At 45.0% G+C, this 9,485-nt stretch carries 12 protein-coding genes; 4 read left to right on the top strand and 8 right to left on the bottom strand.

Annotated features, from left to right (window positions below; genetic code table 11):
- The first annotated feature begins 147 nt into the window (after positions 1–147).
- The 3 genes from MiSe_RS44910 to acpS all read left to right on the top strand — a co-directional run bounded on the left by MiSe_RS44910 (position 148) and on the right by acpS (position 1,894).
- On the top strand, positions 148–564 hold the full coding sequence (locus tag MiSe_RS44910; protein WP_226593142.1) for a secondary thiamine-phosphate synthase enzyme YjbQ: 417 nt from the start codon (positions 148–150) through the stop codon (positions 562–564).
- A gap of 372 nt (positions 565–936) precedes the next feature.
- Positions 937–1,413, top strand: a complete 477-nt coding sequence (locus tag MiSe_RS44905) for a DUF1643 domain-containing protein (RefSeq protein WP_226593140.1) — start codon at positions 937–939, stop codon at positions 1,411–1,413.
- Positions 1,414–1,513: 100 nt separating this feature from the next.
- Positions 1,514–1,894 carry a holo-ACP synthase gene (acpS, locus tag MiSe_RS44900; RefSeq protein ID WP_226593138.1) on the top strand — a complete coding sequence of 127 codons (381 nt, stop codon included), beginning with the start codon at positions 1,514–1,516 and terminating at the stop codon, positions 1,892–1,894.
- A gap of 50 nt (positions 1,895–1,944) precedes the next feature.
- On the opposite strand, the gene MiSe_RS44895 is transcribed toward acpS, so the two are convergent.
- The 8 genes from MiSe_RS44895 to MiSe_RS44860 all read right to left on the bottom strand — a co-directional run bounded on the left by MiSe_RS44895 (position 1,945) and on the right by MiSe_RS44860 (position 7,050).
- On the bottom strand, positions 1,945–2,835 hold the full coding sequence (locus tag MiSe_RS44895; protein ID WP_226593136.1) for a nucleoside triphosphate pyrophosphohydrolase family protein: 891 nt from the start codon (positions 2,833–2,835) through the stop codon (positions 1,945–1,947).
- 18 nt (positions 2,836–2,853) lie between these two features.
- A complete protein-coding gene (locus MiSe_RS44890) occupies positions 2,854–3,981 on the bottom strand; it encodes a nucleotide kinase domain-containing protein (protein ID WP_226593134.1) in 1,128 nt (375 codons plus the stop codon).
- Positions 3,982–4,018: 37 nt separating this feature from the next.
- Complete coding sequence (locus tag MiSe_RS44885) at positions 4,019–4,789, bottom strand: thymidylate synthase family protein (RefSeq protein ID WP_226593132.1); 771 nt, start codon at positions 4,787–4,789, stop codon at positions 4,019–4,021.
- A complete protein-coding gene (locus MiSe_RS44880; RefSeq protein WP_226593130.1) occupies positions 4,782–5,678 on the bottom strand; it encodes an ImmA/IrrE family metallo-endopeptidase in 897 nt (298 codons plus the stop codon). Before MiSe_RS44880 ends, MiSe_RS44885 begins: the two co-directional genes overlap by 8 nt.
- Positions 5,675–6,025, bottom strand: coding sequence for a helix-turn-helix domain-containing protein (locus MiSe_RS44875; protein WP_226593128.1), 351 nt, complete (start codon positions 6,023–6,025; stop codon positions 5,675–5,677). The genes MiSe_RS44880 and MiSe_RS44875 overlap by 4 nt, the downstream gene beginning before the upstream one ends.
- A 2-nt stretch (positions 6,026–6,027) precedes the next feature.
- The gene (locus tag MiSe_RS44870) at positions 6,028–6,315 is read right to left on the bottom strand and encodes a hypothetical protein (RefSeq protein ID WP_226593126.1); all 288 of its coding nucleotides are present in this window, start codon (positions 6,313–6,315) and stop codon (positions 6,028–6,030) included.
- Positions 6,316–6,487: 172 nt separating this feature from the next.
- Positions 6,488–6,856 carry a hypothetical protein gene (locus MiSe_RS44865; RefSeq protein ID WP_226593124.1) on the bottom strand — a complete coding sequence of 123 codons (369 nt, stop codon included), beginning with the start codon at positions 6,854–6,856 and terminating at the stop codon, positions 6,488–6,490.
- A gap of 11 nt (positions 6,857–6,867) precedes the next feature.
- The gene (locus MiSe_RS44860) at positions 6,868–7,050 is read right to left on the bottom strand and encodes a hypothetical protein (protein ID WP_226593122.1); all 183 of its coding nucleotides are present in this window, start codon (positions 7,048–7,050) and stop codon (positions 6,868–6,870) included.
- A gap of 90 nt (positions 7,051–7,140) precedes the next feature.
- Here MiSe_RS44860 and MiSe_RS44855 point away from each other — a divergent pair, with 90 nt between their 5' ends.
- Positions 7,141–9,429: a S9 family peptidase gene (locus tag MiSe_RS44855; protein ID WP_226593120.1), complete on the top strand. Its 2,289-nt coding sequence runs from the start codon at positions 7,141–7,143 to the stop codon at positions 9,427–9,429.
- Positions 9,430–9,485 lie beyond the last annotated feature (56 nt).

Here is a 9,485-nt window from a genome sequence, read left to right as displayed (position 1 = left end):
CCACGAAAACCTCAAGAGCGCAACTTCCCGAAATCAACGATCTTGGTAGGGACACGGCATTAATAATCTTTGCTGTCACGGGAAGGTTTTCTCGCGCCGTGTCCCTACAACAAATTTTGATCGTTTAACAAAATAGGAGTCGAACAAATGGTACATCAAGAACAAATTACCATCCCAACGAAAGGTCACGGTGATATGCACGATATTACCGAACAAGTGAGTAAAATTGTGAAAAAATCTGGCATTTCTGTGGGAATGGTCAATATATTTAACGTCGGCAGTACCGGGGCGATTGGTGCGATTGAATTTGAACCGGGATTGCAAAAAGATTTACCGGCAATTTTGAATAAATTAATTCCACCGAGTCGGGATTATTTTCACGAACAAACATGGCACGATGGCAACGGACATTCGCACTTGCAAGCAACTTGGTTGGGGCCAGAGATAACAGTTCCCGTCAGCAATGGTAAATTAATATTGGGGACGTGGCAGCAAATTTTTCATTTGGAATGCGATGTGAAATCGCGTCAGCGGCAGGTGGTGGTGACGGTGTATGGGGAGTGATGGGGATTGGGGATTGGGGGTGCGATCGCGGTTTCAATTTTTCCTTGAGACGAAGCTGGTAAATACCAACACTAACTCAGATCTATCTCTTCTTTATTAATCCACTGTTCTTCTGTGTCTTTAGCTAGGTCATCAATATTTAAGCCGGTCTTTATCATACAAGTTATCCAGAGTAGGAGAAATTGTCTGGACATTCTTTCATGTAGGCAAACATAAGACTCTGTGGTTTAATCGCAAACTACTGGAAGTTTATCGAGCAGCAGGCGATAATTTTATGTGGCGAGAGTTGGAGCGAGTTGTTGCTTCATTAGCACAATATTGACTCTAAGTTTTATTCTATAACAGTTGGAAGGCAATCGAGGGTGAAACAAAGTGAAACAAGGTGCAACAATCGACCCCACAGGACTTTACCGCTACTCGCTGTGGCGGGAGTGGGACGCTAATGCTCCTAGAGTCGCCTTTGTTATGCTCAACCCAAGTCGTGCGGATGCAGATACTGACGATCCCACCCTCCGCCGATGCCTAAGCTTCGCTCGCTCTTGGGGTTATGGTTCGCTTGAAGTAGTCAATTTATTTGCCTATCGTGCCCCGCGACCAGATATTCTGAGGCTGGTATCAGATCCCATAGGGCCAGAAAATGACCGCTATCTCAAACAAGCTGTTGAGCTAGCCGATAAAATTATTGTGGCCTGGGGAAATCGGGGTAGCTTGAGCAACCGAGCCAAAATCGTTTCCTCTTGGCTGATGTCGCGAGAGAATCTCTACTGTCTGGGAATTACCCAGACAGGCCATCCGCGTCACCCACTGTACGTTAGAAGCAACACAACTCTTCTCTCTTATCCGCATTAAATTGGCTTGCAGATATTTGTTAAACATGGCAGAAAGTTTTGTCAAAGTCACTAATTTATTCAAGACTTCGTTAACTTAAATGTGCCAACAAAGTAGCAATATGAATATTATCGGTCACGGCATTGATCTTGTGGAAATCAAAGACATCAAAGAACTGATTGAACGGTCAGGGGATCATTTTGAAACCCGATGCTTTACAGCAACAGAGTGCAGTGCTGCTGGCTCTGATGCCAACCGCATCGAGTACCTCGCAGGTCGTTTTGCAGCCAAAGAAGCAGTGCTTAAAGCTATTGGTACTGGGTGGAGCCAAGGAATTTCTTGGACTGATATTGAAATCCAACGTTTGCCAACAGGTAAACCGTTAGTAATGTTGTATGGCAAATGTCAAGAAATCGCTGTAGAACTCGGCATTACCATGTGGCTGTTGAGTATAAGTCATACGCCGTCATACGCAGTGGCGAGTGCCATTGCTGTTGGTTAAACCCCTGCTTAGCTAGCTTTTTATATCGCTACTTCAAACCAGAAAAATTGTTATTTCTGTGCATAGGTTATTGAGCGTGCGTCCCTATCAATAACAACAGTTCCTCCTCGATATTTTTTCACTTTTCGCCAGACTTCGTAGCCCGCAAGAATCGCCTTCTCCCAATCACCAAGCGAACACCGAGCAACCTCTAGGTGCGAAGTCATATTTTTGATAGTCTTGAGCAGTTGGTAATCAAGAGCGGCAACTCCTTCTAAAAAGTTATGATCCTTAGCATAACTGAATACGAGAGCTGACAAGCCTTCTTCAATAGCTATTGCTCGGCCCCCGTCTTCTACTTCGTCAATGCAGGGATTGCTTTTGCGCTTAAGTTTTAGATTGCTGCGGATGACTGGCGACCAACCCAAAACTGCGACATAAGACAGGTGGAAAACGTCGTGAAAGCGGTAACCGTCGCTGGAATAAGAATTGTCAGTGAGGTCATTGCCAATCGGTTGTCCGTTGATAAATGCTTTCATTTTCACTGACTTATCTTGGTTCACCTCAGTCATCTCAACTATAAACTGGCGTGGCAAACGCTCGTTTTCTGGAAAGCCACTATCGAATAAGTATCCAATAGTGCTAACATCTGTCTGTACTGAATTTCTCCATCCCCAACGAGCGCGACACTTTTCAATATTACCTTTTGCAACTTTTTCCAAATCGAGATCGAATTTGCTTGCCACGTTGGCAACATACCAGAGCAAATCTCCTAACTCTTCTGCGATCGCCTCTTTGAAAAGTTTGTGGGCATCTCCATCTCGAAGGTGTTTTTTGTACTCGGTGAGAAGCGAACCAGCTTCACCTACTAAACCAAGTAGGGGCACTATAATTCCGTCTCCGCTTTTGGTAGGAACTCGATCCGTCTTTAGCGCCTGTTCTTGATACTCGTGAAAATCCATATTTCACTCCTTGAGATTCTATTTTGATTTAAACTGAGTGTCAGCTTTGGCTGCTCTGTATTCTTCAATAGCCTGGTTAATTCCCCACTTCGGCGGATACCAGTAATCGATGGGTTGCGTGTTAGCTGAGTATTTCTGTTTGATCCGAGTTCGTCCTGATATTCCGGCAATATCGGAGTGTTTCATCCGAGCATATTTATCAACTTCGCAGAACAGATTTTGGCAGTCAATAAGTTGCAGCTTCCGTCCCCAGAGCGACTGAAAATCAAGCCCCAGTCGCTCAAACTCAGATTCTTGAATATCTGCCATAAATTTGATAATTTCTGGTTCATTCAGTCCGCCTAAATCGAGAAAACATTTGCGGATACCATCGAGCGCTCCTGGGCCGGGAACTACAAAATCCATCTCGCTAAAGTTGGTAATCTCGCTATAGTTAACATCGGTAATAAATTGGTAAGCCAAAAAATCGCCGAGGGTTGGGTATTCGCGCAGCAAATCGAATCCCTTGTGCATATTCGTTGCGTCTGCGAGCTTCTTTGGCAGTTCGTCAGCCATCATCAGCTCGATCAATTTTAGGTGATTGCGGTGCTTTACAGTGTGTCCAAAAGTTTTTCCTCCTGATGGCATGATGTATGCGGCAGAATAGATTGTCTGCTCTGAGTTCATAGCTTCTGTGAGAATTTGGTCGTAGCGATCAAATGAATATTCAGCGTAAATTATGGAACCAATTTTGTTCTCTAAAAGCTGCCAAGTTTCGATTTTGTTGAAGAATTTGAATATCATAATCCTAAAGAGTACTTCGTTGCTTGAACCAGGAAGGTCATCCCGGTAAATGACGTTGCGTATTAGGTACTGGCTTGTGCGATCGGATGCTCTATACGCATTGGTAAATTTATATGTAGAAAGGATTTGATCGCTAGTCCAAGGTATGGGTACGTTCTCTATTTTTTTGAAGAATATTTTCTGTCGTTCAGCGGCAAATCGCCAGTAAGTATCGAAGACAACGGTAGGTTTTGCAGGCAGAATATGTGAGATAATTGTAGGAAAACAGGTTGGTTTTTCCCCATAATCGCCCAGTGCAAGACTGAGTTGTTGGTTCTGTATATCTGCCTTGGCATCGACTTGTTTTGAGCGTTTGTTTATCATACTAAATCCGGCTGGATTTCTGTGCGATCGCTCTTAATTATACTGCCTGACGAGCAACTTCTTTAAGTTGCTCTAGAGTGGGCGAAGTTTTGTTAATATTGTCCATTTTTTCTACACCTACAAAGCAGTTCATACGCTCGAAGCTTAGTTTCATTTCATCAGCCATGAAATTTCCCAGCCTGCACAGACCTAAATAATTACCATAGGCTTTGTTAAACAACTGTTGAGTAGCATAAAAAGCGTTCATTATCAAGCTGTTTTTCTGCGGGACAAAGCTGAGGTGTTGGAGACAAGGAAAGCCAAGTCGTGGATCGGGAACATGGTCTCGCGCCGGGTCGAAAATCGAGGCTTGAAACATCGATCTTCTAACGCCAGTACGTGACTTGTACTGGGAAATAATGTATTCTAGTTGGTTGCCATTGTTAGGCCCTGAACCAAATGAAATCAGTCTTTCAAAGTAAAGTCCTCGTCGATTTTTATGTTGTTCTAAAGCCTTATATCTGGCAAGAGTATTGAGATAAATATCAAATAATTTGTGACGATCGCCCTGAGATAGTCGCCAGAGAGAGCTAGGAAAGATTGTGTTAGCAACAGTATCAACTTGCTGGTCGTCGTTAGCAGTGAGACAACTGTCAAGAGCTTCTCGAATATCTTTATTTTCATTGGGCATACCGTTGTTAAACCCTGTTAATGTTATTAAAAGTGGTGAAATTTCTTTGCCGGGATTATCTATGACATGGAGAAATGCACGACTCCAAGCGTGAGAGAGATTTGTTTCTTCAATAACAAGAGGTGAACTGCTACTCATCTTCTGCTTCCTCAAGGTGTCGATATTGACTTAAACCAACGAATTGATGGCGGGAAACTCGAACAAATACTGCCCAGTTTGTATCGCGACAGTAGACGCGCACGATGCCGGGACGGTTAGCTCGAAAAACACGACCATTTGGATGTTCTTGTTGAAAAGTAATAATCTGATTAGCTGCTTCTGCGGTGTTTGGCAATAACAGTTGACTTCCGACTTCGGCATCAATTGTAGGAATTGACCAATGTTCGTCAGCAATAATTAATGGCTCGGAAGATGGATATCCGAGTATCTGTTGTCGGATATTTTTGGGTTTAACTTTGAGAAGTGAGGAAGCTTTTGTGCGATCGATCATTTTTAGGGCATAGGTCATGTGATTAATTAATGTCTCGTACCCAACACCGAAATTGCAGGCGAGCGTAAAAAACTGAATTGGTGTTGCACAAGCAACATCCCATCCGCGCTCGACAAAAGCTTTTCGCACTCCCAAAGTTAGCATTAGCAAAAAACTTGCAAAGGAATCAACTAAAAACTCATCTGAGTTAAAAGCCTTAGACTTTTCTGATTCTTCTATCAGCTCATCAACTTTTAACCCGTGTCCAAAAACGTGGTGTCCGAGTTCGTGAGCGCAAGTAAAAGTGCGTCGCGGAAAGGGTCGCAGTGCTGAAAGTAAGATTAACGGCTTTTCTTCTTTGCAATACATCCCTTCCATGCTGCTGATTTCAACAAACTTCACCCTGACATTGAGCTGGTCGCACAAACCATAAATACAGATCGGACTTTTGAGATCGAAACCAGTTTGCGTCCGCACTTCTATTGATTTGTGCATAGCCTTTTGAGCCAAAATTTGCTTTTCTCGCTTCGTATTGAAGTAAGTAATTTTATTGGTCACTGTTTTTCTCCTCCACTTCGCATTGAGGCAAGTATTGTTAGAAGTCTGTCGAGGTCTTCTGGCTTCAGCTTCTGAAGTTCTCTAGCTGCTAGCTGAAGTTTGTTATCGCGGACATCAACTTTTTCTGCCCCTTCACCCATTAGCCACGACGCACTTACGTCAAAAATTTCAGCAAGTTTTGCTATCTCTTGTGCAGAAACCCTTCTATTGCCAGCTTCTATTTCTGAAACCGACGGTCGGTGAATACCCAGAATCTTGGCGACCTGAGCCTGCGAAAGACCAGCCATTTTACGAGCTTCACGAATGCGGCTCGCGATAATTGCTTTTTTTTTATCTGTCTGACTCATATCTAAGTCTCTCCTTTATTGACGATTTCGCAGACTATAGCTGCTGATTCGCTGATGCTAAGTTGTCGCTTGCCATCTTCCGAGAGAAAGATGTTTTTGTCGTTAGGGATATTCGCGTTAAGTGTGCTAGCAAGCATCCCGATCGCGACAGGCCAGAGCATACTGTCAAATCCCTCAAGGTCGCTAAGGGGACAGGTTGTTCCCTTAATTTGGCTTCCGTCATATCCGCTGTCGCTTTGGATGTCCTGAAGCACCTCTATGAGCTTTGCCTCCACATCTTTTGGGTTCATGGCGCGACCTTTTTCTTACCTTATGTAAGATATTCTTACATTGAAGCCCGCAGGCTGTCAAGCGCAAAAGCCGATAAACTGCACAATGCGCGATCGCTTCTAACAAGGTCGCCAACAATTCCACAGCTGGTAGGGGCGGGTTTGGGTGTGCTGCCTCAAACTAACCTACAAGCTAGGGAATATAGATAGCAATTAACCAAATAACCGAATTAACAACAAACAAAAATGTGTAAAAAATATATATAGATGGTGCGCGTAAAGCTTTAAACAGAGATGCGCCCTTAATTGTCTTTAAACCCTGTAACGGATAAACAAGACCTTCAGGAATTGATTTGTGATTAAAACTTTCATCTAATGCGTCTTGATTATTCAGGTATTGGACTATTGCACTCGCCCTATTGATACAGTAATATTGCACCCTCCAGTACGTCGCTTCTAAATACCAGAAGCCAAACACAATGACATAGCCAACCGGAATACAGCAGATTGCAAGCGAGTCAGGGAAAGCGTTATCGCGAAGGAATGCAATAGCGGCTGCCATTTTTGCTGCCGCTATTGCATTCCTTCGCCGTACCTCATACGGCTGCAATCCGCTATAAGCAAATCAATTTTAATTGTAAAAGCCCAACCAATTAAAGCCACCCATAGGGTAATGGCAGCCGTTTTTAATTGCCAAATAATAGTCGTAAAAGCTGCAATCTTTTTCTCTAGTTCTTCTGCCCCTTTTTGCAGCATCGCGAGTTGAAATTCAAATCTATCCAGATCAAATTGCTAATTTTGGGCGCTGTATATAAGATAGACTAATATTCCTTTCGCCAAATCCAAATGGTTGATTTTCCCGACGTTGAGCAATTCTGGCGATCTCCCCCAGAACCGATTAACCAAATTCTCGATACTCCCCCGTCTCCAATTGCCTGGATTTGTCCCAATCTGCAATGGTTGGTAGAGTTAGAACACCCGGAACTACCTCCGATTTCCCTTTTAGCAGAACCAGAGGTAGCTGTAGCAGGATTTCGCCTCAATCCTCAAACTAATGGCCCTGCCCGCCATAACGCCTATCGCAGTATAAAAATAAGACCGCTCCAGTCGGATACCCCTAAAGTGGTAGATTTGCCACCGGATGCAAAAATTGGCTTTCTCAGGTCGTCGCCAGATGGTAATAAACTGGCGTTTACGCTGACTCAAGCTAATGGATTAGAATTATGGGTTTTGGATCTAGCAGAAGGCATTCCCCGCCGCTTGACCGATGCGGTTCTGAATGCCGCTTATGGTAGACCCTTTCGTTGGGTGTCGAATCAGTCGCTGATTTGCAAGTTTATTGACAGCGATCGCGGCAACCCTCCCATAAAGTCTCCCATTCCTTGTGGCCCGCTCGTGCAAGAAAATTTGGGGCGCAAGTCTCCCAATCGCACCTACACCAATTTGCTCAAAAATCCCCACGATGAAGCGTTATTTGAATATTACATAACTTCCAGATTGGTAGAAGTCACCTTGGATGGTCGCTGTATCCCTTTGGTCGAACCTGCTTTGATTGATGAAGCTAGACCTTCTCCCGATGGGAATTTTATTCTCCTCACTACCCTACACCGACCGTTTTCTTACCAACTGCCATCCTCATTCTTTCCTCATCGGATAGAAGTATGCGACCTTACAGGCAAAGTCCTCCATCAAGTCGCCGACATACCCCTCGCCGATAATCTTTCTACTAAATTTGACGCAGTGCCAACAGGACCTCGACGAGTTGGTTGGAGAAGCGATCGCCCTGCTACCCTATTCTGGATAGAAGCATTAGATGAAGGCGACCCAACTTTAGAAGTACCCTTCCGCGATGCCTTATTTGAACTCGATGCCTTGTTTACAGATACACCCAAACTCCTTTGGAAATCCGAACATCGCTTCCGAGGCATCTGTTGGGGGCGGGAAGATGTCGCCTTGGTCTGGGAACGCTGGTACGATACTCGCAAATCCCGCATCTGGCGCCTTCATCCCAACTCCCCCGCCACACCCCCAAAATTGCTAGTAGACCGCAGTTATGAAGACAACTACACCGATCCGGGGTCGCCAATAATGGCGTTCAGTCAATACAGACGCACCGTTTTGCGCTTCACCCCCGATGGAAAGGCAATTTATCTGGGCGGGCGAGGCGCATCGCCAGAAGGCGTTTATCCCTTTCTCGATTCTATGGATGTGGAGACGGGACAAACTCAACGTCTGTGGCGATGCCAAGACCCCTATTTTGAGTCAGTCCTTGACTTACTCGACGACGACACGATGCTGACTTCTCGTCAATCCCAAACTGAACCTCCTAACTTATTCCTGCGAAACCGCAAAGATAACCAAACCGTCCAACTCACTTTTTACCCCGATCCCGCACCCCAATTTGCAGACGTTCGCAAAGAAGTCGTACAGTACCAACGCGCAGATGGCGTGGACTTATCCGCTAGACTTTACCTACCTGCGGGATACGACCCCACCCGCGACGGTGCTTTGCCAACAGTGTTTTGGGTATATCCAGAAGAATTCAAAAATCGGGAACTTGCAGGTCAGGTAACAAAAGCTGAAAATACCTTCAGTCGTCCCCACCGCACCTCGGTTTTGTTCCTCCTAACTCAGGGATATGCCGTTTTAGACAATCCCAGCTTGCCGATTATTGGCGAAGGCGATGCCGAACCCAACGATACTTATGTGGAACAATTAATCGCCGGGGCGCAAGCAGCAGTAAATTATGTAGTAGGGCGCGGCATTGCCGATGCCCATCGCTTATGTATCGGCGGACACTCTTATGGAGCGTTTACCACCGTAAATTTACTGGCACATGCTGCAGACTTGTTTCGCGCCGGAATTGCCATGAGCGGCGCTTACAACCGCAGCCTGACGCCGTTTGGCTTTCAGGGAGAACAGCGCAATTTTTGGGAAGCGAGCGAAACTTATATTCGCATGTCTCCCTTTACACATGCAGAAAAAGTGAAAGCGCCCCTGCTGCTAATTCACGGGGAGAATGATAGCAATCCCGGCACCTATCCATTGCAAACAGAACGACTTTTTGACACTCTCAGCTCTAAAGAGACTGAGATTCTGCGGACAGAGAAGGCATCGGATTTAACCAAAGTCTAACTCTCGCTGCGGTCGTCAAGCACCGCCTACCCAGTAAGCCTAAGTCTAAGCCTAGA

This window comes from Microseira wollei NIES-4236, from assembly GCF_020521235.1.
Taxonomy (GTDB): domain Bacteria; phylum Cyanobacteriota; class Cyanobacteriia; order Cyanobacteriales; family Aerosakkonemataceae; genus Microseira; species Microseira wollei.
Note: the sequence above shows the minus strand (reverse complement) of the source record. Positions and strands in the feature narration are given on the sequence as shown.